This is a genomic window from Pseudoflavitalea sp. G-6-1-2, assembly GCF_012927185.1.
In the GTDB taxonomy this organism is placed as follows: domain Bacteria; phylum Bacteroidota; class Bacteroidia; order Chitinophagales; family Chitinophagaceae; genus Pseudobacter.
On the sequence record NZ_JABBGB010000003.1, the window covers coordinates 302,147 to 327,938 of the forward strand.

Consider the following 25,792-nt stretch of genomic DNA (forward strand, 5'->3'; position numbering starts at 1 on the left):
GCAAAATTTCTCTTGTTTTTTGAACGTATATTGCTTACCTTTGCCGTCCATTTTCATAAACTAATTAGTAGAGGTACGTTTTTTTCATGGCCATAAATTCTTAACTGCCTCATTTTCAGTGCACTGAGAACCTGTAAGTTCTCCTGTATTTTTTTTGTCTATAGACGATTTTTGACGTTCGAACAACTAAAAACCGGTTTTAATCAATATGTCTTCAACAAAATTGCAAAGCAGGATCAACTTCGGTAAGATCAAAAACTTATCAGAAGCTCCTGACCTACTCGAAGTACAGATTCAATCTTTCAAAGAATTTTTCCAGTTAGAGACCACTCCGGACAAACGTAACATCGAAGGACTGTTCAAGGTGTTCAAGGAAAACTTTCCTATCACCGACACCCGCAACATCTTCGTGCTGGAGTTCCTGGATTATTTCATTGATCCGCCCCGTTACACTATCGAAGAGTGTATGGAGCGTGGTTTGACGTATGCCGTTCCCCTCAAGGCGAAACTGCGTCTGAGCTGTAACGACGAAGAGCACGTAGACTTCCAGACTATCGTGCAGGATGTATTCCTCGGAAACATTCCTTACATGACTCCCCGCGGTACTTTCGTGATCAACGGAGCCGAGCGCGTAGTGGTAAGCCAGCTGCACCGTTCACCCGGTGTATTCTTCGGCCAGTCCATTCACCCGAACGGTACCAAGATCTATTCCGCCCGTGTGATCCCTTTCAAAGGAGCATGGATGGAGTTCGCTACCGATATCAATAACGTGATGTATGCGTACATCGACCGTAAGAAGAAATTCCCGGTAACTACCCTCCTCCGTTCTATCGGTTATGAAACTGATAAGGACATCCTCGAACTCTTCGGCATGGCTGATGAAGTGAAAGGAGACAGGAAATCCCTCGCCAAATACGTAGGCCGCCGTCTCGCTGCCCGCGTACTGAGAACATGGGTAGAAGATTTCGTGGATGAAGATACTGGTGAAGTAGTATCCATCGAGCGTAACGAAGTGGTTCTTGAGCGCGACACTGTGCTCGACGACGAAGCTATCGAGAACATCGCCGATATGGATGTGAAATCTGTATTCATCCAGAAAGAAGATGTAGGTGGAGATTACGCTATCATCTACAACACCCTGAACAAAGACACTTCCAACTCAGAACTGGAAGCTGTTCAACATATCTACCGCCAATTGCGCGGCGCTGATGCACCGGACGACGAAACTGCCCGTGGTATCATCGACAAACTCTTCTTCTCCGACAAGCGTTACGACCTTGGCGAAGTTGGCCGTTACAAGATCAACCGCAAGTTGAACCTTACTCAGCCGCTCGACCAGAAAACGCTGACCAAAGAAGATATCATCGAAATCATCAAGTACCTGGTTCGCCTCACCAACGCGAAAGCAGAGATCGATGACATCGATCACCTGAGCAACCGTCGTGTTCGTACAGTAGGAGAGCAGCTCTATGCTCAGTTCGGTGTTGGTCTGGCCCGTATGGCCCGTACCATCCGCGAGCGTATGAACGTACGTGACAACGAGGTGTTCACTCCGGTTGACCTGATCAATGCAAGAACCCTGAGCTCTGTGATCAACTCCTTCTTCGGAACTTCACAGCTCTCTCAGTTCCTCGATCAGACCAACCCGCTTTCTGAGATCACACACAAACGTCGTATCTCCGCACTCGGACCAGGCGGTCTGAGCCGTGAGCGCGCCGGCTTTGAGGTTCGTGACGTACACTACAGCCACTACGGCCGTCTCTGTACCATCGAAACTCCGGAAGGACCGAACATCGGTCTGATCTCTACTCTTTGCGTACACGCGAAGATCAACGAGATGGGCTTCATCGAAACTCCATACCACAAAGTGGACAATGGTAAAGTAGACCTGAAGAAGCTCACTTTCCTCTCTGCTGAAGAAGAAGATATCGCCAAGATCGCACAGGCATCTGCACCACTCGACGAGAAAGGTGTATTTGCTGAAGAGAAGGTCGCCAGCCGTCAGACAGGTGACTTCCCGATCCTCGATAAAGAAGAAGTGGAGTACATGGACGTTGCCCCCAACCAGATTGTGGGTCTCTCCGCTTCACTGATTCCGTTCCTCGAGCATGATGATGCCAACCGTGCACTGATGGGATCGAACATGCAACGTCAGGCTGTACCGCTGATCCGCCCTGAAAACCCGATTGTGGGTACAGGTCTGGAAGGTAAAGCAGCCCGCGACGCACGTGTTCAGATTCTCGCTGAAGGTGATGGTGTGGTAGAATACGTAGACGGTAGTGAAATTCACATTCGTTACGATCGCTCCGACGCTGACCGTCTGGTAAGCTTCGAAGATGATCTGAGAATATACAAACTCACCAAGTTCATCAAAACCAACCAGGAAACCTGCATCAACCACAAACCTTCCGTTAAGAAAGGACAGCGCATGAAAAAAGGCGACTTCCTCACAGAAGGTTATGCGGTACAAGCTGGTGAACTGGCGCTCGGACGTAACCTGCAAGTGGCCTTCATGCCATGGAAAGGGTACAACTTCGAGGATGCCATCGTAATCAATGAGAGAGTAGCACGTGAAGACCTCTTCACTTCTATTCACATCTCTGAGTACGAACTGGAAGTTCGCGATACCAAACTCGGTGAAGAAGAACTTACACCAGATATCCCTAACGTTTCTGAAGAGGCTACCAAAGACCTCGACGAAAATGGTATCATCCGCCTGGGTGCTGCTATCAAGGAAGGTGATATCCTCATCGGTAAGATCACTCCGAAAGGAGAGAGCGATCCTACCCCTGAAGAGAAACTGCTCCGCGCCATCTTCGGTGATAAAGCCGGTGATGCGAAAGACGCTTCTCTGAAAGCACCGAACGGTGTGGAAGGTGTGGTGATCGGTAAAAAACTGTTCCAGCGCGCCAAGAAAGACAAGAACGCGAAGATCCGCGAGAAAGCTTCTCTGGAAAAACTGGAAAAAGTACACGAGAAAAACGTGGAAGAACTGAAGGAACTGTTGATGAACAAACTGCAGTCTCTGTTGAAAGACAAGGCGAGCATGGGCGTAAACAACAACTTCGGTGAGGTGCTGATCGGAAAGGGAGCCAAATTCAATCCTAAGAATCTCGGTGGTATCGACTACCAGAACGTGAATCCGCTGGGTTGGACTGGTGACAATTCAATTGACGATCAGATCAACATCCTGCTCCACAACTACAATATCAAGTTCAACGAAGAGCTCGGGCGTTACAAGAGAGAGAAGTTCAACATCTCTATCGGTGACGAGTTACCAGCCGGCGTATTGAAACTCGCGAAAGTATATCTCGCTGTTAAGCGTAAGCTGAAAGTGGGTGATAAGATGGCGGGACGTCACGGTAACAAGGGTATCGTAGCCAAGATCGTGCGTGCAGAAGACATGCCGTTCCTCGCTGATGGTACACCGGTAGATATCGTTCTGAACCCACTCGGCGTACCTAGCCGTATGAACCTTGGACAGATCTATGAGACTGTACTCGGTTGGGCTGGTCTGAAACTGGGTGTGAAATTCGCAACTCCGATCTTCGACGGTGCTACTGTAGATGAGATCGCTGAGAACATCGCAAAAGCAGGTCTGCCAACCTATGGCCACACATACCTGCACGACGGTGAAACCGGCGAGCGCTTCCACCAGAAAGCAACCGTAGGTGTGATCTACATGATCAAACTGCACCACATGGTAGACGATAAGATGCACGCACGTAGCATCGGGCCATACTCTCTCATCACGCAACAGCCGCTCGGTGGTAAAGCCCAGTTCGGTGGTCAGCGTTTCGGTGAGATGGAAGTTTGGGCACTCGAAGCATACGGTGCTTCAAACATCCTCCAGGAGCTGCTCACTATCAAATCTGATGATATCATCGGCCGTGCGAAAACCTATGAGGCGATCGTTAAGGGTGATAACATTCCGAGAGCGGGCATTCCGGAATCTTTCAACGTACTCGTACACGAGTTGAGAGGTCTGGGTCTGGATCTGAGGTTTGAGTCGTAGTGCTGGTTACACGATAACCCCCGTGTGAGTTGAATTTGAATTATTAAAAAAGAAACTGAAAACTATAATATGGCTATCAAAAAAGATAATCGTCCCAAAGCCACGTTTTCTAAGATCACCATCGGTCTCGCTTCTCCTGATTCCATTCTGGAGCGCAGCTATGGCGAAGTGCTGAAGCCTGAGACCATCAACTACCGTACGTACAAACCTGAGCGTGATGGTTTGTTCTGCGAGCGCATCTTCGGACCTGTTAAAGATTACGAGTGTGCCTGCGGTAAGTATAAGCGTATCCGTTATAAAGGCATTGTCTGCGACCGTTGCGGTGTGGAAGTAACTGAGAAGAAAGTTCGCCGCGAGCGCATGGGCCACATCAAACTGGTAGTGCCTGTTGTACATATCTGGTATTTCAAGAGCCTTCCCAACAAAATCGGTTACCTGTTGGGCGTAAGCTCCAAAAAACTGGAGACCATCGTTTACTATGAAAGATTTGTAGTAATTCAGGCTGGTATCCGCGACGACAAATTCAAAACCGGTGACCTGCTCACTGAAGAAGAATATCTCGAAGTACTGGAAAATCTCCCTAAAGAGAACCAGTATCTGCCTGATGAAGATCCGCAGAAATTCATCGCGAAGATGGGTGCTGAAGCCGTTCACGACCTTCTCGGCCGTATCGAACTGGATTCGCTCTCTTTCGATCTCCGCAATGCTGCTGCCACTGAAACTTCTCAGCAACGTAAAGCAGATGCCCTCAAGCGTCTGAGCGTTGTGGAAGCTTTCCGTGAAGCCAACGGCCGCATCACCAACCGCCCTGAGTGGATGGTAATGCAGTACATCCCTGTAATTCCACCGGAACTGCGTCCGCTCGTTCCTCTGGATGGTGGCCGTTTCGCATCTTCCGACCTGAACGATCTCTACCGCCGTGTGATCATCCGCAACAACCGTCTGAAACGTCTGTTGGAGATCAAGGCACCAGAGGTGATCCTGCGTAACGAAAAACGTATGCTGCAGGAAGCCGTTGACTCACTGTTCGACAACAGCCGTAAATCAAATGCGGTGAAAGCTGAAGGTGGTCGCGCACTGAAATCACTCTCCGATGTACTGAAAGGTAAACAAGGTCGTTTCCGTCAGAACCTGCTCGGTAAACGTGTTGACTATTCCGGTCGTTCTGTAATCGTGGTAGGCCCTGAGCTGAAACTCCACGAGTGCGGTCTTCCGAAAGATATGGCTGCTGAATTGTTCAAACCATTCATCATCCGCAAACTGATTGAAAGAGGTATCGTAAAAACAGTGAAATCTGCCCGTAAACTGGTAGACCGCAAGGAAGCTGTTGTTTGGGATATCCTTGAAAATATCCTGAAAGGTCACCCGGTGATGCTCAACCGTGCCCCAACACTGCACAGGTTGTCTATCCAGGCCTTCCAGCCTAAACTGATCGAAGGTAAAGCAATCCAGCTCCACCCGCTCGTGTGTTCTGCGTTCAACGCCGACTTCGACGGTGACCAGATGGCGGTTCACGTTCCACTGAGCAATGCCGCTGTACTGGAAGCCCAATTGCTGATGCTTTCTTCACACAACATCCTCAACCCGCAGAACGGTTCTCCGATGACCCTGCCTTCACAGGACATGGTACTCGGTCTCTACTACATCACAAAAGGTAAGAGATCTACAGAAACCGAGAAGATCCGCGGAGAAGGAAAAGCATTCTACAGCGCTGAAGAAGTGATCATCGCTCACAACGAAGGCACTGTTGAACTGCACGCTCACATCAAGGTGAAAGCAGTTGTTCGTCTCGATGATGGCACACTCGTAAAAAAACTGATCGACACCACTGTAGGTCGCGTACTGTTCAACCAGTTCGTACCAAAAGAGGTTGGTTATATCAATGCACTGCTCACCAAGAAATCTCTCCGTGAGATCATTGGCGACATCATTACCATCACCAACGTTCCTAAAACAGCGAAGTTCCTGGACGATATCAAGCAGCTCGGTTTCCGTACTGCCTTCCAGGGTGGTCTGTCGTTCTCTATCAATGACCTGATCATTCCTTCTATCAAAGAAGAAGTGCTCGATAACGCGAAAGGTGAAGTAGATGAGGTTTGGGACAACTATAACCTCGGTCTGATCACCAACAACGAACGATACAACCAGATCGTAGATATCTGGAGCCGTGTGGATACCCGCATCACGGAAACACTGATCCGTGAGCTGGCAACCGACAAACAAGGCTTCAACTCCGTATACATGATGCTTGATTCCGGAGCCCGTGGTTCCAAACAACAGATCAAGCAGCTTTGCGGTATCAGAGGTCTGATGGCTAAACCAAGAAAATCAGGTTCTACCGGAAGTGAGATCATCGAAAACCCGATCCTCTCCAACTTCAAGGGCGGTCTGAACGTATTGGATTACTTCATCTCTACCCACGGTGCCCGTAAAGGTCTTGCGGATACGGCCCTTAAAACGGCTGATGCCGGTTACCTCACCCGCCGTCTCGTAGACGTTGCTCAGGATGTGGTAATCACAGAAGAAGATTGCGGAACACTGCGTGGTATCGCTATCTCAGCACTGAAAGACAATGAAGAAATAGTAGAGCCGCTGTACGATCGTATCATCGGACGTACATCACTCCACGATGTATACAACCCTGTTAATGAGAAACTGATCGTTGCTGCCGGCAGCCAGATCACAGAGCTCATTGGCAAGGAAATCGAAGAAGCAGGTATCGAAACCGTTGAGATCCGTTCTGTACTCACCTGCGAAAGCAAACGCGGTGTGTGCGTAAGATGTTACGGTAAAAACCTTGCCTCCGGAAACATTGCACAGAAAGGTGACGCCGTAGGTATCATCGCTGCGCAGTCGATCGGTGAGCCTGGTACACAGCTTACCCTCCGTACCTTCCACGTGGGTGGTGTTGCGGGTTCCGCTTCAATCGAATCTTCACTTCCTGCCAAATTCGATGGTACCATTCAGTTCGACGGTCTGCGTACTGTAACAACTGAGAACAACGAAGGCGAGAAGATCCAGATCGTAATCGGCCGTACAGGTGAATTGCGTATCATGGATGTGAAGAACGATCGTCTCCTCATCACCAACAACATCCCTTACGGTGCAACACTGCTGGTGAAAGATGGTCAGACAATCAAGAAAGGTGAGCCGATCTGCACATGGGATCCGTTCAACAACGTAGTTGTTGCCGAGATCGCTGGTAGCATCAAATTCGATAACGTAATCGACGGTATCACTTACCGCGAAGAGGCCGACGAACAAACCGGTCACCGCGAAAAAGTGGTTATCGAAACAAAAGATAAGAACAAGATCCCGACCCTCGTAGTAGAAGGCAAAGAGGTGAAACTCTATAACCTTCCTGTAGGTTCACACATCGTAGTGGACGAAGCAGAAGAAGTACGTGCCGGTCAGGTACTGGTGAAGATCCCGAGAACACTGCGTATGCAGCGAGATATCACGGGTGGTCTGCCACGTGTAACCGAGCTCTTCGAAGCACGTAATCCGGGTAACCCCGCTATCGTGTGCGAAATCGACGGTGTGGTTAGCTTCGGCGTAATCAAACGTGGTAACCGCGAAATCGTGGTAGAAGCGAGAGATGGTATCGTAAGAAAATACCTCGTTCCGCTCACACGTCAGATCCTCGTTCAGGACGGTGACTTCATCAAAGCGGGTGCTACATTGTCCGACGGACAGGTTGCTCCTGGCGATATCCTCTCCATCAAAGGACCATTCGCAGTACAGGAGTACGTTGTGAATGAAATCCAGGAGGTTTACCGTCTGCAGGGTGTAAAGATCAACGACAAACATATCGAAGTAATCGTTCGTCAGATGATGAAGAAGGTTGAGATCATCGACCCAGGCGATACACGCTTCCTCGAGGAAGACCTCGAAGATCGTATCGACTTCATCGAAGAGAACGACTGGATCTACGATAAGAAAGTGATCACCAACGCCGGCGAAAGCACCAAGCTGAAAGCAGGTCAGATCGCCAGCCTGCGCGAGATCCGTGAAGAAAATTCACTCCTCCGCAGAACCGATAAGGCAGCTGTAGAGTACAGAGATGCAAATCCTGCTACTTCTCACCCTGTACTGCTCGGTATCACCAAAGCATCACTCGGAACACAAAGCTGGATCTCAGCTGCATCGTTCCAGGAAACCACCAAAGTACTGTCTTCTGCAGCCATCCAGGGTAAAACAGATGACATGCTCGGTCTGAAAGAGAACGTGATCACTGGTCACCCGATCCCAGCCGGTACTGGTCTCCGCGACTTCGACAACATGGTTGTAGGTAGCAAAGAAGAATACGAGCTGCTGCAAACCACCCGCGAAGCCATGAGCTTTGATGACGAAGAATAATTACCTGAAAGGATGAATAAAGCCTGATGGTACATATAATCAAGAGTAGGGAGCATTCGCTTCCTACTCTTTTGTTTTTTACCATTACTTCGGGAGCGCCCCGTCGCTCGCGTCTCGCGAGTGATTCATATTTCTTCGCCTCCGGCGAAAACTTTTGGTGTTAAAACTTTTAACAATTTTCTTTTATCTCAAGAACCTATCTTGCAAAAAAGCTTTAGATGAGAAATATCTCTACTATTTTAAGTGTACTGGCCCTCGTTCTGATCGGCGTTCTGTTCTATCTGCATTTCAGTGGAAATAAAGGAACGAAAAAGGTTTCCGATGAAGGCACCAAAGCCGCTCAGCATGATTTTAAAATCGCTTATTTCGATATAGACTCTCTCCAGAACCACTACGAATATTTCAAAGATGTACTGGAGCAAATGAAGAAGAAAGAATCTTCGATGAATGCTGAACTGAACCAAATGAACAATCAGTATCAGCGCCGCGTACAGCAACTGCAGGCAGAGATCCAGGCGAAAGGCCAGGGTGTAACGCAGGCAGATGAACTCAAAGCACAAAACGAACTGCAAACCATGCAGCGTAACTTCGGTGAGCGCAAAGCCTCTCTCGAACAGGATATGCAGAAAACACAGGTAGAGAACATGGCTACGCTCAGAAAAACTGTAGAAGATTATCTGAAGGAATATAACAAAACAAAAGGTTATGCGTTCATCCTTTCATATGAGCCCGGCCTGCTGATGTACTACAAAGATTCTCTGTACGACGTAACCGGAGACCTCATCAAAGGACTCAACGAGCAGTACAAAAAGAAGTAACCAACAAGAAAGGACCCAGACCAACTGACCACGCTGCTCGACCAACGGACAACACCAAAACCCTTATCAATCTAACGACTGCTTATTATGGCTGAACAAACCTCATTCAAACCGAGCCTCGGTTTGCTGGATGCTACAATGATTGTGGCAGGATCAATGATCGGTTCCGGCATCTTCATTGTTGGAGCCGATATCACCCGCAACGTAGGAAGCGCAGGCTGGCTTATCGCCGTCTGGCTGATCACCGGATTCATGACCCTCACAGCAGCCCTCAGTTACGGAGAATTGAGCGGCATGTTCCCCAAAGCAGGTGGACAATACGTTTTTCTGAAAGAAGCCTACAATCCGTTGTTAGGCTTTTTATATGGATGGAGCTTTTTTGCCGTGATCCAAACAGCCACCATCGCCGCGGTTTGCGTGGCATTCGCCAAGTTCGCGGCTTACCTCATTCCCTCGCTAAGTGAAGATCTTGTTGCATTCTCGATAGGTAGTTTTAAAGTCTCGCCGGCCCAGCTGGTGGCCATCGGAATAACCATCATTCTCACTTACATCAACACAAGGGGAGTGAAAGAAGGGAAGATCATCCAGACCTCTCTCACCCTGATAAAACTGCTCAGCCTTTTCGGCCTCATCATCTTTGGTTTCATCATGGCTGATGGTGCAATATGGAAAGCCAACTGGACCAATGCCTGGGACCTTCACAGTCTCACCGACTCCACAACTCCATTACTCGGATTGGTGGCAGCTGCCATGGTAGGCTCCATCTTCAGCTCCGATGCATGGAACAACGTAACCTTCATCGCCGGCGAAATCAAGAACCCCAAAAAGAATATCGGTCTCAGCCTCTTCCTCGGAACGCTGGTAGTAACGCTGATTTACGTAAGCACCAATATCATGTACACAGCTGTACTGCCGATGGATCAGATTGCACATGCGGATAAAGACAGGGTAGCGGTGGTTGCTTCGCAACATATTTTCGGCTCTGCCGGAACCATCGTGATCGCGCTGATGATCATGGTTTCTACCTTCGGTTGCAGCAACGGACTCATTCTCTCTGGCGCCCGCGTGTACTACACCATGGCCAAAGACCAGCTCTTCTTCAAACAGGCAAGTCATCTCAATAAAAATGCAGTTCCTGCGAAAGGCCTCTGGATACAGTGCATAGCTATCTGTGCCTGGTGTCTCAGCGGTTCTTACGGGCAGCTGCTGGATATGATCTCCTTTGTGGTGGTGCTCTTTTACATGCTCACCATTGTAGGCATCTTCATTCTCCGTAAGAAACGCCCCGAAGCTGAGCGTCCTTACAAAGCATTCGGATACCCCGTACTTCCCATCGTATACATCATCATGGGCCTCACTTTCTGCGGATTGCTGATCGTTTACAAGCCGCTTTATACATGGCCTGGTCTGATCATTACGCTGATTGGTGTTCCGATTTATTATATTGCAGTGGCTAAGAAAAAGCCTGCAATAAATTAAGCTATGACAGTGACCGATTTTGAGCAATTATTCGCGCAGTTTGAAAATATTAAGATAGGAGTGATAGGAGATGTAATGCTCGATACCTACTGGTGGGGGCATGTAGACCGCATCTCACCGGAAGCGCCGGTACCCATTGTGGCGCTCGACAAAAAGGAACAGCGGATAGGAGGGGCAGGAAATGTAGCGCTCAATCTCGCATCGCTCCGCGCCAAAGTGAGCATCATCAGTGTGATGGGGAACGACGATGAAGCCATCGCCCTCAAAAATCTCTGCGAACAGCAAAATATCGATACGCGTTATCTGCTGCAAAGCTATAAACGCATCACCACCAATAAAAGCCGCATCATCAGCCGCAATCAGCAGATGATGCGCCTCGATGCTGAGATCACCAAAGATCTCGATGCCGCCGACGAAGCAGCTTTGCTGAAAACCGTTGAGCAATACATACAACAGGAACAACCCCGTGTGGTGATCTTCGAAGATTACAACAAAGGCGTTCTCACTGCCTCCGTGATCAAAGAAGTGATTGCCCTCTGCAAAAAATACGGCGTACTCACCACCGTCGATCCCAAGCGAAAGAACTTCTTCGCATACAATGGCGTTGACATCTTCAAGCCCAATCTCAAAGAAGTAAAAGACGGATTGAACCTGCTGGTTGAGGAAGTGAATCTGCCGGCACTGAACGATATCCACCTCAAACTGCAGCAGCAACTGCACCACCATATTTCTTTCATTACGCTTTCAGAGAAAGGCGTGTTCTTCCAGAACAGCGACAGCAGCCGCATCATACCATCGCATCTCCGCAATATCGCCGATGTATCCGGTGCGGGAGATACGGTGATAGCCGTGGCCTCCCTCATTTATGCCACCACCGGCAGCGTAAACCTGATGGCCGAAGTGGCCAATATCGCCGGAGGGCTGGTATGTGAGGAAGTAGGTACTGCCGCCATCAACCGCGACCGCCTCTTGCAGGAATGCAGGATTTTACTAAATTAGTCCCGGTTGCCGCCCAATTTCGGGGCATTACCCGCAAAAACAGGTATTTTGTTGGTGACGTGCAGCAAAGCAACGCCCGGAAAAGTCTTTAAGCTTATATGATCAATTGAAATAATGTTCTGATGCTGGCTGTTACGATCCTTGGAAATAATTCCGCTTTACCCGCATATGACCGTCACCCGACGGCCCAGTTAGTGACGTTGGATGATCAGTTGTTCCTGGTAGACTGTGGAGAAGGTACCCAGGTGCAGCTGAGCCGGTACCGTGTGCGTTGGGGCCGCATCAATCATATTTTCATTTCGCATCTCCATGGCGATCACTATTTCGGATTGCCGGGTTTTCTCAACAGCATGGGATTGCTGCACCGCGAAAATGATCTTCATCTCTATGCACCTGCCGAGCTGGAAGCCATACTGGACCTGCAGTTCAAGGCAGCGGGCACTATCCTTCCCTACAAATTGTTTTTCCATCCGCTCACCGAAGAAGGGGTGCTGGTGAAAACCGATAAATTCAAGGTAACCTGCTTCCCTACCAAACACCGCATCGCCTGCTGGGGCTTCAGGTTTGAACAGGTGAAAGCGCCGCGCCGTGTGAATCCCGAAAAAGCGGTGAAACATGGCGTTCCTGCTGCATTCTACGACAGACTGAAATGGGGCGAGAACTATACCACCAAAAGCGGAACGCTGATTGCCAACGATCAGGTTACCGACCCCGCCGCCAAACCGAAATCATACGCATACTGCGCCGATACCATCTACGACGAAGAACTGATTCCGCGCATAGCCGGTGTAGATATGCTCTATCACGAAACCACCTACCTCAGAGAATTGAACGATCGCGCTGCAAGCCGCTTCCACTCTACAACAGAGCAGGCAGCCACTATCGCGAGAAAAGCCGAAGTAGGGCGATTGCTCATCGGGCATTTCAGTTCAAAATATGAGAACCTCGATCAGTTTCAGGAAGAAGCCAGAGAAGTTTTTCCTGCCACCGATCTCGCCATTGAAGGAGTTACCTTCCGTTCATGATAAATTTTCCTGTATTTTCGGGCAATTGCGCCCCTGCATATGACCGGAGAATTGCACATCGATCTTCACGAGAAAGAGTTATTGAACCGCGTGGCGGCAGGCGATGAGTTGGCATTTGCCACTTTATTCGCTTCGCATCGCAACCGGGTCTATGCGCTTGCTTACAAACTTACAGGGGTGAAGTCGGGTGCAGAAGATGTGGTGCAGGATGTGTTTCTGAAACTATGGCTCCGCCGCGAAGACCTTCCGAATATCCGCAACTTCAGGGCTTATCTCAATACCATCACAGCCAATCTGGTAAGCAATATGCTGCGAAGAGTAGCGTACGAATATCGGTTTCTGAACGAAACCATCAGAACCGATGTAAGCCAGAATGCAGATGGCATCAGTGTTTCAGCCTTGCACGAACTGCAGAACAAAATACACAAAGCCGTTTCCTCTCTTTCAAAACAGCAGCAGAAGATCTTTCTGCTGAGCCGCGAACAGGGTATGAAATACTCCGCGATTGCTGAACTCCTTGGAATTTCAACCGCTACCGTTAAAACACATATGGTAGATGCATTGCGCAATATCCGCGCACATTTATCAGCCAACGGTATCGGCATTTTAATCACCTTATTGCTATCTCTCTCCTGGTTGCTGGAAAAAATTAATATTTTTTTAGAGAAGAGGTCAACCTGATTTTCTTCTCGTGTGTCCAGTAATATAGGAGCTAAACCAATGCTATGGAATCGAAGATTTCACGATTCGTCTATTTGTTCGATCTGTACAGTAACGGAACCTGTACCACCGCCGAAAGGAAAGAATACCTGGAGCTGGTACTCGACCCTGCTGTACAGCCTGTGCTCGATCAGCTGATCAGAAACTCAGTGGAGCAGCACAATGCGGAGCTCCCGATAGATGAACCACGCAGCAAAGAAATGCTGCAAAACATATTGACCCTAAACCCCGAGCTCAATACCTATGATCTTCCCCTCCCTGCGCGAAGCGGCACAGTGAAACGGATTGCATACAGTGCAGTTGCAGCCGCTGTGTTGTTCGCCGTCGGGATCGGAATCTGGAGATGGCTGCGTACCAGCCATCCTGCCGATAATCAGATTGTTAACAACGAACCGGTGATCCCTCCCGGCAGGGAAGGAGCCCTGCTCACCTTGTCGGATGGCCGCACTGTAGTGCTCGACAGTCTCGGCAATGGCTGGGCCAATCAGCAGGAGGGGAGCACTGTAACATTGAAAGACCGTCAACTGGTGTATCAGCAATCTGATAACGGAGATGGGCAAGTGCATTACAATACCATGCAAACGCCCAGAGGGCGCAGGTTTCATGTGAAGCTGCCCGATGGCACGCTGGTATGGCTGAATGCGGCTTCGATGATCCGCTATCCAACTTCCTTTACCGGTAAAACCAGAGAAGTTGAACTGAATGGAGAAGCTTATTTCGATGTGGCAAAGAACACTGCTGCGCCATTTGTGGTGAAGAAGAAAGAAACAACGGTTACTGTACTCGGTACAGCCTTCAATGTGAACGCCTACGAAGATGAGCCCGACATGAAAGTTACGCTGGTAAAGGGTTCTGTGAAGGTAGCCGATGCTACGGACGCTTCCACACTCCAACCCGGCCAGCAAGCTGTGATCGATAAAAGCATCAGAATAATTCCTCATGCAGACATCGAAGCAGTAACGGCCTGGAAAGACGGATTATTCATCATGCGATCTGTAACCCTGTCTGCACTGATGCGCCAGATCAGCAGATGGTACGATGTAGAAGTGGTAGTGGAAGGTAACCTGCCGCAAAAACAATTTGGTGGCATTCTCGGAATGGATCTGCCATTGAGTGATATGATCAGAACCTTACAATCCTATGGACTTAGCGTAAAACTGGAGAACCGAAAATTGACAATACAGCCTTAAAGAAAAAGCCGCATCGTCTGACTCACGAGGCGGCCAATTCAGGCAAATGCAGCGACCTCGCAGTCTGCTTATTCATCAACCTAAACCAATTCAAAGGTATGCATTTTGTTGCACTCTTTGTCCGGGGGAGACGTATGCCCACCGGGCAATTCACCAAAACCCTGCGGATCATGAAACTCGCCGCCCTGATGATGCTGGTAACCTGTCTCCAGGTAAGCGCCAGAACTTTCTCACAGAAAGTAACCATTCAGATGAAGAATGCCTCGTTAGAGAAGGTATTCAGTGAAATCAAGTCCCAGACCGGCTTGTACGCCATCTGGGATGAGCAGGCATTGCTCAGCGCCAAACCTGTTGATGTATCCGTTCGCGATGCATCGGTACAGGATCTGCTGAACCAGTGTTTTGCCAATCAACCGCTGACATATTCCATTGTCGGCAAAATGATTGTTGTAAAAAAGAAGATGGTAGTGCCTGCACCGCCATCCATTTCTCCATTGGTGTTATACGAAGCGCCCCGCCTCACTATCTCTGGTGTGGTACTCGACGAACAGGGCAAGCCTATTGCCAATGCCAGCGTGCAGGTGAAGGGAACCAAAACCGGTATCGCTACCGGCAACGATGGATCTTTCAAACTCAGTGTAGCCGATAATAAAGTGGTGCTGATCGTTACCAGTCTCGGATACGAAAAACAGGAGATCACTGTAAGCAATGATGAACCCATTCGAATCGTACTCAAAAAGTCTGAGAAGGAAATGGATCAGGTAGTGGTTACTACCGGCATCTTCAACAGAAAATCCAGCAGCTACACCGGCGCAGTAACAGTAGTTACACGTAAAGAGCTGCAGATGGCCGGTAACAGAAATCTCATCACCTCACTTCGCAATATCGATCCCTCATTCAATATCATCGAGAGCAATAACTTCGGATCGAATCCAAACCGTCTGCCCGAAATTCAGGTGCGTGGCAACTCCAGCCTTCCCAACGTAAATCAGTTGCAGGATCAGACTCGCGTGGGCATCAACACACCACTGGTGGTACTCGATGGTTTTGAAACTACTTTGCAACGCCTGCTCGATCTCAACGAGAATGAAGTTGAAACCATCACTCTATTGAAAGATGCTTCTGCTACTGCCATCTATGGTTCACGCGGAGCCAATGGAGTAGTGGTTGTTAAGACGAGAGCTCCACAGCAGGGAAAACTGCGGGTATCCTATAAAGGAGATGTAACGGTTGAACTGCCTGATATTACAGGATACAACCTGTTGAAGTCGCGCGAAAAACTTGAATTGGAAAGATTAGCCGGATTGTACTCTCATACCAATCCTTCCATTGCAATTCCACTGGAGAGATATTACAATAATATTTACAACGATATCAATGCAGGAGTAGAAACAGACTGGATTTCCAAACCTTTGAGAACCGGCGTGGGCAATCGTCACAACCTTCGTCTCGAAGGTGGGGATGATAGATTCCGCTATTCAGCATCTGCTCAGATCAACAACATAGAAGGTGTGATGAAAGGCTCTTCACGCAAAATGTTCAATGGAGCCATCACGCTCAGTTACGTTTTCAAATCATTACGTTTTACCAATAATCTTATCATCGGATTAGGTAAGAACCAGGAATCACCGTACGGCAACTTCAGTGATTATGTAAAACAGAACCCATACTGGAGGGCTTATGATGAAGGTGGTAAACCTTTGAGAGTGCTGGGCTATTACGGAAATAACGATTACGTTGACCGGTGGGGAACAACCCTTCCCGGCAATCCGTTATACAATGCTTCGCTCAATACATTCAACCGGGGCAATACTTCAGAGCTCATCAACAACTTCTCCCTTGAATGGCGTTTCCATCCCGATCTGGTTTTCCGTGGTTCACTGGGGCTGAGAAGAGAAACAGATGAAAGGGATATCTTCAAACCAGCGGCACATACAGACTTCAATTCATATACCGGCTCTGATATTTTTCGTAAGGGGTCTTACAGATTCAATACCGGAAAGAATCAGGGATATGAAGGCGCACTCAATATCAGCTATAACCGAAGTGTGAACAAACACACAATTTTTGGCGGGCTCGATTACAGAATCAGTCAGCGTACCAGCTCGGCATACGGATTTGAAGCGGAGGGATTCACCAATCCAAATTTCGATTTCATCTCTATGGCGCAGCAATATAAGAAAGATGGAAAACCAGACGGAAGCGAAAGCCTTACCAGAACAATTGGTATTACTGGTAACGCCAGCTATATGTACGATGGCAAATATTCTGTTGACGTTGCAGGCCGCGTAGATGGTGCGTCTCAGTTCGGTGCTAAGAACCGCTTTGCTCCATTCTGGTCTGCAGGCCTTGGCTGGAACATGGAAAGAGAACCCTGGCTGGCTGATAAAACCTATATCAACCGACTGAAGCTTCGTGGTTCGGTTGGTATGACGGGGTCTCAGAAATTCAATGCCTATCAGGCTTTGAGCACTTACAAATACTACACCGATAACCGATACTACAATTGGGTTGGATCTTATCTCATGGGCTTCGGCAATGAGAACCTCAAGTGGCAACAGAAGATGAACTACAATATCGGGCTGGAAGGAAACTTCCTGAATAACCGCCTGAACTTTGTGGCTGATTACTATATCGAAACAACTCAGGGCATGATCTCCGCAGTTGACCTGCCTGCGTCAAACGGATTTTCGAGCTACATCGATAATATCGGTAAGATTGAAAACAGAGGAATAGAACTGAAAGTAACGATAGGCATTATACGAAGTAAAGATTTCTCCTGGAGTATCAATGGTGCTTTAGTGCACAACAAGAACAAAATTCTGAAGATATCCGAAGCGCTCAAAGAAGCTCAGAAAGGCATGGAATCTCAGAAAGGAGCGATACCCACCACGTTGTATAAAGAAGGTTATTCAGACAGGACCATTTGGGTAGTACCATCATTGGGTATCGATCCAAGCACCGGAAAGGAAATGTATCTGGATCGCTTCAACAATACCACTTTCGTTTGGAACTCGCAGGATATCCGTGCTACCGGAGTTGAAACGCCCAAAGTAATGGGCAATTTCGGAACACTGGTTCGTTACAAAGGGTTTACCGCAAACCTGATCTTCGGATACCGGTTTGGAGGGCAGGCCTACAATCAAACCCTGATTCAGAAAGTGGAAAATGCAGATTTCAAATGGAATGTGGATGAAAGGGTGTTCAGAAACCGCTGGCAGAAACCAGGCGACAATGCTGCCTTCAAAGGCCTGCTGGTTGTAACACCAACAGAAAGGTCTTCCCGGTTTGTACAGAACGAAAATGTGCTGCAATGCCAGAATATCAACCTGAGTTATGAAATACGCAACAAAGCTTTGCTGAACAAACTCGGTGCATCGTTTTTGTCTGCAGGCTTTAACTTCTCAGATCTGTTCTATATCTCCAGCATCAATCGTGAAAGAGGTATTGATTATCCGTTTTCCCGTCAATGCTCTTTCACCTTAAACGTTACCTTCTAAAATCTTCAATATGTCATTTTCAAAATATACATGGGTTGCTGTGCTGATTGCCATCAGTACTGCCAGCTGTAAAAAATGGCTGGATGTTCAACCGAAAACCGAAATGAGGCGCGATGAACTCTTTACCACTCAAACAGGGTTTCAGGATGCTTTGAGCGGCGCTTACATCAAGTTGAAAGATGCAGATCTGTATGGCTACAATCTAACCATCGGTGCGCTTGAACACCTGGTGTCGTCATGGGATGTGGTTGCCAATTCTACCAATCAACGCATCAACCGGTTTATTTATCAGGATGCCGGAGTAGAGTCTGCATTCAGCCAGATCTTTTCAAAACAATACAATGTGATCGCTTCCGTGAATGCCATTCTCGATCAGATCGAAACAAAGAAGAGTGTGTTCAGCACACCGGGCATGTATGAAATGATCAAAGGCGAGTGTCTGGCTTTACGAGCCTATGTGCATTTCGATCTGCTCCGCCTGTACGGCCCCGTTCCTGTGAACACAACAGGTGAACCGATAATTCCTTATGTGAAAACATTGTCCATCGATCATAACCCCCGCCTTTCATTCGAAGCGTTCAAAAATGCAGTGATGGCCGACCTGGAGGAAGCCGATAAATTGTTGAAGAACATCGATCCTGTGCTGCAATATTCGTTAGTGGTGCTGCTGAATCCAAACGGTCCACTCAACGATTTCAGACCAGATGATCCGTACAAGGCCTTCAGACAGTTCAGAATGAACTACTATGCTGTAAAAGCTTTGCAGGCAAGAGCCTGGGCCTGGTTTGGAGACAAGCAGAAAGCTTTTGAACTGGCTAAACTGGTAGTGGACGCGAAAAATTCTGATGGAACTTCAAAGTTCGCACTGGGTACCGACGCCGATATGGTGAAGGGTGATTTTGTGCTGACACGCGAACATATCTGGAGTCTGTACGATTTTGAATTGTTCAGGAAATACACAGACTACTTCAAGAATCCTCAATTGTACAAAGGCAAAAACGATGCTGCCATCAAAACAGATCTCTACGGAGCAGGTTCAGAAAAGGATATCCGGGCATTGAAATTATGGGAACCGGTTGTGCTCAACCCGGGCGGAAATTTCTACGTAACTAAAAAGTATTCAAGCGCTGAAAGATATGAATTCGCCAGCGATGATACCAAACGATGGCCAATGCTTCGCATCAGCGAAATGTATCTGCTGATGGTGGAATGCGGCCCTGCAGCTGATGCGCAGGCTGCATGGAATGCCTTCTGCATCGCGAGAGGTATGGTGGCTGCTCAGTTGCCGGCAGATCCTGCAGCTGTGACTACGCTGGTGAACAAAGAATTCAGGAAAGAATTTTTTGCAGAAGGCCAGGCATTCTACGCCTACAAGAGAATCAATGCTCCCACTTTCCTCTGGGCACCTCCGGGTTTCGCCATCAATTATGTTGTTCCGGTTCCCCGCAATGAATTCACCCGCTAAAACCAACTGTCATGAGATTATTAAATATAGTATTACTGACAATGCTTACGGGGTTGATGACCTCCTGTAAAAAGGACGCCTATCAACTCTACAATGAAGCTGCTTTATTGCAGTTTGGCCCCGATACCTCTCTGTTGTATAACCCCGGCTATAACTTCATCGACTCTTCACAGACTTACACTTTCGTTTCAAAAAAAGCTGAGATTATTCAGGATACCGCCTGGTTCAATATCTACGCCATTGGTGGAGTATCAGACAGAGACAGACCATTCGTACTCCGTCAGGTAATGATAGATGGTGTTGAAAATGCAGTAGCAGGCAAGCATTACAAAGCATTCAGCGATCCATCCATTGCAGGTTCATATGTGATCAAGGCTGGTAAAATGCACGCATTTGTTCCTGTTGTAACACTGCGTGATCCTGAGTTGCGAAAAAAACAGATGACGCTGAAGCTGGAAGTGGCTTCCAATGAATCTTTCAAACCGGGAGAGCAGCTGAATACCTGGCGTAAGCTCTATATCTCTGATAAGGTAGCACGTCCGGCGGCCTGGGATAGTTATATGGAAGTAGCGGTAGTAGGCAAATACAGCGAAGAAAAACACCGGTTCATGATTCTGGTAACCGGACAAAAATGGGATCAGGAATTTTTTACAGCTCTCAAAATAGACTTCCCCGCACAGGGATATTACAAGTCGAAGCTGTCTGCTGAACTGATCGATTATAACAATGCGCATCCCGGTCAACCACTTCGCGATGAAAACAACCAACTGGTTGAATTCCTCTAACACCAAACTGCAACAATGAAAAAGATCTTTTATATAGTTCTGAGTCTTGTGCTCAGCACAGCCATGATTGCCTGCTATAAAGACAAAGGCAACTATAATTACGACGCCAATGAACTGATCACCATCAAGGGACTGGAGAAGGGATACAGTAAACTTTCCATGATAGAAAGACTTCAGATAGATCCTGAAGTCAGTTCTTCCATGCCCGGTGCCCAGTTGGAGTATCTGTGGAGAATGTACGAATATCCTATTGAAGGTGTAAGACCCAAAATGGTAACCATCGGAACAGAAAAAAAACTTGATTACCTGGTGGAGAATGATGCCAGAGAATGGGTTTTGCTGCTCACTGTTACCAACAAAAAAACAGGTTTTGCACAAACATTCGAAACCCGTCTGAACGTAGCAACGAATTATACACAGGGCTGGTATGTACTCAAATCCGATAACAACCAGTCTGACATCGATCTGTTTAAAACCCCCGAGAATATTTTCCCCGGAATTCAGATCGAGAATGTATTCAGCAAGGTGAACAACAGAAAACTGGCAGGCAATGCTACACTGCTTCAGTACTACAACAATTACAAAAACAGAACAAGTGATGGCAAAAGCGAAAATGTGAATACACTTTTTGCATTGACCGATAAAGACGGATCAGCAGTGAGGTTGAATACTATGACTGAACTCAGGTCATTCGGAAAGTTCTTCTGGGATTATCCTGCAGTGATGGCACCCGGGTTTCTTTTTGAAGGCGGTTATGGTAAATATGTAGTGAACGACGGATCGCTCTATGGTATCTTTTCCTTCAATATCAATTATGGTACGTTTGGAGCGAGGATCCTGGCCGATAACAAAAACAGGCCTTACAGTCTCAACCAGTTCTATCTAACAAATTTTGTGAGCCTCCCTGTGATGTTCGATGATGTTTCAAGCAGCTTCATGACTGCTGATCTGAACTCACCCTACATGTACGAGTATGGCGATGCAGATGGAACATCGATGCCAGCTGCCAAAAACAATCAGCGATTGCTGTTCATGGGGCAGGCTTCAACTTTTCCGTTCAAAGGATATGCTGTAATGCAGGATAAAACCGATCCCAATATCAAGGTGGTTGCCAGCATTGAACCAACAAGTTCTAAACTGAAAATTACAACCAGCCCCATACTTCCAGGTCAGAAACTATTCAATGCCAGATTACATACACTGATTAATAACAGCGAAAACCTGCTGTATTTTGTTACAGGGAATGAACTGTATTCAAGAGGTCTCTCCAGTGGTGTGGAAGAGTTGCAGTTCAAAGCGCCGGAAGGTGAAACTATTACATTCATCAGACACAGGTGGTATACTGCCAGTCTCGACCCTGCTTACAAATTCGATTATGTAATGGTTGGTACAACCTCAGGTGGAAAATACAAAGTGCGCATGTTCAAAAAGCAGGCAGGTAGTCTGGTAACTACTCCTGATTTTATTCTCGAAGGAAATGGTGAACCAAGAGATGTGATTTACATCTCTCCCAGAATGCGCCCTTCACAGGAGATCATAAACAGTTACTAATCATTCAACAATCCTCCGTATAGCAATGAAAAAACTCATAACGGCCTGTATGCTGCAACTGGTAACAGTTGCAGCCTTTGCCGGCCAACCATCCCTCATCAAAGGAACCTGGAAAAGAAAAGCAGAAGGCAATAAGATCAGCCTCTACAAAGTTACCCATGGAAGGCTCGAAGAGCTTGCCACAACTAAGCCTGCAATGGACGGCAGCTTTGGATTCTGCTTTTACCCCGAATACACCGGGCAATACGTTATCGGCACCGGAGCTTCTGTATCTGCATCAGACAAATATCCTTTCTGGTTCAAAGGTGGGGAAGAGCTGAACCTGCATGTAAACGATTCTTCCTATTTGCTAACAGGCAAGAATACACGCGAAAATATCGCTATCACACAGTGGCACGATCAGATCAGTCAGCTAGAAAAAATAGGGGTTAATTTCATGAGCGCACCCAGCACTTACTTAGATTTCTTTCCGCTACTGGAGAAATTCAATCAGCAGAAACAAACGGTAACATCAACCGGCAATAAATCTTTCGATGTGTTGTTCGGCAAGTGGAGAGAATCGCAGCTGGCATTTATTGCTACATCGATATTATTCACGCCAAGATCTGCACATCCGAAAAAAGAAGAGATCCCATCTTCCTACAAAAATCTGCAGATTGCGAAATTCGCCGGAGATGCATCTTTACTCAATTATTATTTCGGCAACACCTTGTTGCGCAATCTCGAAATGATGCCGATGGTACTTACCGGCGAGAAGCCACCTTCCTTGGCTACACTGGATAATCAGCTCGATGCAATTGCAAGCGATACCATGAAAGGTGAGATTGTTCTGCTCAATGCCTCCCGCGCGAAGAATTATGCCGAGTATGCTGCCATGGAAAAAGAGTATGGCAAATACCTTATCACTGAAGATCAGCGCAACAGAGCTGTGGATGTGGTGAAAAACCTCACCAGAGGCACGGTGAAAGCCGGCAAGCCTGCCGTAGATTTTACTTATCCTGATCTCGAAGGAAAGCGTACTTCATTGTCCGATTTCAAAGGGAAAGTAGTGCTGGTGGATGTTTGGGCTACCTGGTGCGGACCATGCAGAAAAGAAATCCCGGCATTGAAAGAACTGGAAAAGGAGTTTCATGATAAAGATGTTGTTTTCCTGAGCGTATCCATCGATGAGGCAAAGGATGAACAAAAATGGAAAGATTTTGTAAAGAAAGAAGACCTGAAAGGAGTGCAGCTCTTTGCGTCGGGCTGGAGTGAGATCTGCCAGATCTATGAGATCAAAGGCATTCCGCGTTTTATGGTTTTCGACAAACAGGGGAGGATCGTAAACACCGATGCGCCACGTCCTTCGGATCCTGAGTTGAAAACCATGCTGGAAAGCGAATTGAAGAAGTAAACATCAATCCACAAAAGTTCTGTTCAGTAGCAATAATGAAAGAGGCCCTGTAATTTTACAGGGCCTCTTCGTTTCTATTATGCTAACGCGATAAGCTACTTCTTCAGGTATGTTTTCACTTGATTGTGCAATACTTCGCTCAGAGGAAGCATTGGCATGCGGAGATAGTTCTCCAGCAATCCCAGTTCGGCCATGAATGCTTTTACGCCTGCCGGGTTGTTTTCGGCAAACATCAGGTCGTATGCCTGGATCAGCTGATCGTTCAGCGTTTTGGCGGCTTTGAAATTATACTGAAGGCTTTCACGCACCATGGTGGTGAATACTTTGGGTAATGCATTGGCTGCAACGCTGATCACACCATCCATGCCACAGGCAATCTGAGGCAGCACCAGGGCATCGTCTCCGCTTACCACGAGGAAATCTTCAGGACGATCTCTCAGTATCTGCATGCACTGCGCCATGTCTCCGCTGGCTTCTTTGATACCGGCAATTTGGGTAAAGTCTTTTGCGAGGCGAAGGGTTGTTTCAGCAGTCATGTTTCTGCCGCTTCTTCCGGGAACATTGTACAGCAGAATGGGTTTTGGAGTAGCAGCTGCCAGCATTTTGTAGTGCTGATAGATGCCTTCCTGCGAAGGTTTATTGTAGTAGGGGCTCGCACTCAGGATGGCAGTGGCTTTATCGAGCGGAAGTGTTTCGAGTTCCTTCACGAGGCTGTACGTGTCGTTGCCGCCAACGCCCACCACAACAGGAACTCGGTTATTCACCTTTTCGTAAGTGTAGCGGATTACAGCGATCTTTTCTTCCTTGCTCAGCGTAGGAGTTTCGCCGGTAGTACCGAGTGTAACCACATATTCAACACCGCCATCGATTACATGATCGATGATGCGGCCCAACGCGTCGAGGTCGACTTCCATATTTGAGCGGAATGGAGTAACCAGTGCAACGCCTGTACCTGAAAGAGTTTGCCTGAGAGACATCTGAAACTTGTTTTTGGTTTTGATTGTAGACGATCTGTTTATGTTGTGCTATTGCATTGCATGAAAACAAAAAAGACCTTCCTGTTACGGGAAGGCCTTTGAATATTTGCTGACAGACAAAGCGATGTCAACCTTCCCGTTGTATGGAGATGGTCTTGACTTGCTTGGTATGTTTTTGTATGTTCTGCATTAACGGTACCAAAAGTAGTGCGCAAATAATTACTACGCAAATTAAATTATCCTTCTACGGATACTTCGTCCCAGAAGCCCATTTTATTGAACTTCTCGATACGTTGTTTAACGCGTTCTTCCGGATTCATGTCTTTCAGCTCGGCAATGGCATTCAGCAGAAAAGGTTTGAGAAGATCTGCTGCACCCTGATAATCCCAGTGTGCACCACCGATCGGTTCCGGAACGATGCTGTCGATCAGTCCGAATCTGTGCATATGGTCGGGGGTGAGCTTCAGCTCATCTGCTGCTTTTTCCTTGAACTCCCAGCTGCGCCACAGGATAGAGCTGCAGCTTTCGGGAGAGATTACGGTGTACCATGTATTTTCCAGCATGAATACTCTGTCTCCTACACCAATACCCATTGCTCCACCTGATGCGCCTTCTCCTATAACCACACAGATTACAGGTACTTTGAGGCGGCACATTTCGTAGATGTTGCGGGCGATGGCTTCACCTTGTCCGCGCTCTTCGGCTTCGAGACCAGGATAGGCGCCGGGTGTATCGATCAATGTAATGATGGGCTTGTTGAATTTCTCAGCCAGCTTCATCAGGCGAAGCGCTTTACGATATCCTTCGGGGTTGGCCATACCGAAATTGCGCAACTGACGTGCTTTGGTGTTGATACCTTTCTGCTGACCAATAAGCATTACAGTTTGTCCATCCAGCGAAGCGAATCCACCAACCATCGCTTTATCGTCTTTTACATTGCGGTCTCCGAAAAGCTCCACGAAGTCTGTGGTCATCTTGTCGATATACTTCAATGTATAGGGGCGATCCGGATGGCGGCTGAGTTGCACTTTCTGCCATGGAGTAAGATTCTGTGTAATGTCTCTGCGGGTTTCCATTACACGCTCTTCCAGTTTCTTTATTGGATCGGAGAGATCTATCTTGCTTTTTTCTGCTCTCTGTTTCAGTGATTCGATATCATCAAAGAGATCTTTGATCGGTTTTTCAAATTCCAGGAACTGACGGTTTTTGTCTTGCGGCATAAGCTCGGGTATAATGAATATGGCGGTAAAATTAAGGGTTAGAAATTTTTTTAAAAATTTTTGTTGGTGATTGAAAAAAGTACATATATTTGCAATCCCAAAAACGACGTAATAGTTTGAAAATAAGGTGAGAATGAAGGATTTGGGAAATAGCTCTTACAGTGATACATCACTATATATTTGAGGTTGCTAAGTTCATCTTAGTAAAGGATTGGTAGTTCAGTTGGTTAGAATGCCGCCCTGTCACGGCGGAGGTCGCGGGTTCGAGTCCCGTCCAGTCCGCAAGAAAAGGTTCA

Annotated in this window: 15 protein-coding genes and 1 tRNA gene; 14 read left to right on the forward strand and 2 right to left on the reverse strand. The window is 47.5% G+C overall.

The features are described from left to right. Positions 1–208: 208 nt before the first annotated feature. The 13 genes from rpoB (at position 209) to HHL16_RS18570 (ending at position 23,299) form a co-directional block, all read left to right on the forward strand. Positions 209–4,015 (forward strand): DNA-directed RNA polymerase subunit beta, encoded by a 3,807-nt coding sequence (rpoB, locus tag HHL16_RS18510; protein ID WP_169426834.1) that lies wholly within the window; start codon positions 209–211, stop codon positions 4,013–4,015. A gap of 69 nt (positions 4,016–4,084) precedes the next feature. Next, positions 4,085–8,374 (forward strand): DNA-directed RNA polymerase subunit beta', encoded by a 4,290-nt coding sequence (gene rpoC, locus HHL16_RS18515; protein ID WP_169426835.1) that lies wholly within the window; start codon positions 4,085–4,087, stop codon positions 8,372–8,374. A 218-nt stretch (positions 8,375–8,592) separates the two neighbouring features. Next, positions 8,593–9,192, forward strand: coding sequence for an OmpH family outer membrane protein (locus HHL16_RS18520; RefSeq protein WP_169426836.1), 600 nt, complete (start codon positions 8,593–8,595; stop codon positions 9,190–9,192). Positions 9,193–9,279: 87 nt separating this feature from the next. Next, on the forward strand, positions 9,280–10,671 hold the full coding sequence (locus HHL16_RS18525; RefSeq protein ID WP_169426837.1) for an amino acid permease: 1,392 nt from the start codon (positions 9,280–9,282) through the stop codon (positions 10,669–10,671). A gap of 3 nt (positions 10,672–10,674) precedes the next feature. Next, positions 10,675–11,670, forward strand: coding sequence for a PfkB family carbohydrate kinase (locus tag HHL16_RS18530; RefSeq protein WP_169426838.1), 996 nt, complete (start codon positions 10,675–10,677; stop codon positions 11,668–11,670). A 122-nt stretch (positions 11,671–11,792) separates the two neighbouring features. Beyond that, on the forward strand, positions 11,793–12,695 hold the full coding sequence (locus HHL16_RS18535; RefSeq protein WP_206022492.1) for a ribonuclease Z: 903 nt from the start codon (positions 11,793–11,795) through the stop codon (positions 12,693–12,695). Positions 12,696–12,734: 39 nt separating this feature from the next. Then, positions 12,735–13,376, forward strand: coding sequence for an RNA polymerase sigma-70 factor (locus HHL16_RS18540; protein WP_169426839.1), 642 nt, complete (start codon positions 12,735–12,737; stop codon positions 13,374–13,376). A 44-nt stretch (positions 13,377–13,420) separates the two neighbouring features. Further along, on the forward strand, positions 13,421–14,605 hold the full coding sequence (locus HHL16_RS18545; protein ID WP_169426840.1) for a FecR family protein: 1,185 nt from the start codon (positions 13,421–13,423) through the stop codon (positions 14,603–14,605). Positions 14,606–14,775: 170 nt separating this feature from the next. Then, positions 14,776–18,105: a SusC/RagA family TonB-linked outer membrane protein gene (locus HHL16_RS18550; RefSeq protein WP_169426841.1), complete on the forward strand. Its 3,330-nt coding sequence runs from the start codon at positions 14,776–14,778 to the stop codon at positions 18,103–18,105. Positions 18,106–18,115: 10 nt separating this feature from the next. Continuing rightward, positions 18,116–19,570 (forward strand): RagB/SusD family nutrient uptake outer membrane protein, encoded by a 1,455-nt coding sequence (locus tag HHL16_RS18555; protein ID WP_169426842.1) that lies wholly within the window; start codon positions 18,116–18,118, stop codon positions 19,568–19,570. A gap of 11 nt (positions 19,571–19,581) precedes the next feature. Beyond that, complete coding sequence (locus tag HHL16_RS18560) at positions 19,582–20,355, forward strand: DUF4843 domain-containing protein (RefSeq protein WP_169426843.1); 774 nt, start codon at positions 19,582–19,584, stop codon at positions 20,353–20,355. 15 nt (positions 20,356–20,370) lie between these two features. Then, complete coding sequence (locus HHL16_RS18565; RefSeq protein ID WP_169426844.1) at positions 20,371–21,906, forward strand: PKD-like family lipoprotein; 1,536 nt, start codon at positions 20,371–20,373, stop codon at positions 21,904–21,906. Positions 21,907–21,931: 25 nt separating this feature from the next. Next, a complete protein-coding gene (locus HHL16_RS18570) occupies positions 21,932–23,299 on the forward strand; it encodes a TlpA disulfide reductase family protein (protein WP_169426845.1) in 1,368 nt (455 codons plus the stop codon). 95 nt (positions 23,300–23,394) lie between these two features. Here the strand turns inward: HHL16_RS18570 and dapA are convergent, their stop codons facing one another. Next, positions 23,395–24,276, reverse strand: coding sequence for a 4-hydroxy-tetrahydrodipicolinate synthase (dapA, locus tag HHL16_RS18575; protein WP_169426846.1), 882 nt, complete (start codon positions 24,274–24,276; stop codon positions 23,395–23,397). Between the two features lie 236 nt (positions 24,277–24,512). Further along, on the reverse strand, positions 24,513–25,496 hold the full coding sequence (locus HHL16_RS18580) for an acetyl-CoA carboxylase carboxyltransferase subunit alpha (RefSeq protein WP_169426847.1): 984 nt from the start codon (positions 25,494–25,496) through the stop codon (positions 24,513–24,515). A 208-nt stretch (positions 25,497–25,704) separates the two neighbouring features. On the opposite strand from HHL16_RS18580, the gene HHL16_RS18585 reads away from it, so the two are divergent. Then, a tRNA-Asp gene (locus HHL16_RS18585) sits at positions 25,705–25,778 on the forward strand. Positions 25,779–25,792 lie beyond the last annotated feature (14 nt).